At 59.0% G+C, this 288-nt stretch carries 1 pseudogene; it reads left to right on the forward strand.

Going from position 1 to position 288, the window contains the following annotated elements:
* Positions 1 to 288: pseudogene (locus A3709_RS06620) on the forward strand (oxaloacetate decarboxylase); the annotation flags it as partial.

Below are 288 nucleotides of genomic sequence, written 5' to 3' on the forward strand. Positions count from 1 at the left end.
TGCTCAAGGGCACCGATCGCGACCCGGGGCTCGATATCAATCTGCTGGAAGAAATCGCCTCCTACTTCCGCGACGTGCGCAAAAAGTACGCCAAGCATGAAGGTTCACTGCGGGGTGTCGATTCGCGCATTTTGGTCGCCCAGGTGCCCGGCGGTATGCTGACCAATATGGAGAGCCAGCTCAAGGAGCAGGGCGCAGCGGACAAACTCGACCAGGTGCTCGAAGAGATACCACGCGTGCGCGAAGACCTCGGTTATATTCCGCTGGTGACACCGACCTCTCAGATCG

The organism is Halioglobus sp. HI00S01 (assembly GCF_001635445.1).
Classification (GTDB): domain Bacteria; phylum Pseudomonadota; class Gammaproteobacteria; order Pseudomonadales; family Halieaceae; genus Halioglobus; species Halioglobus japonicus.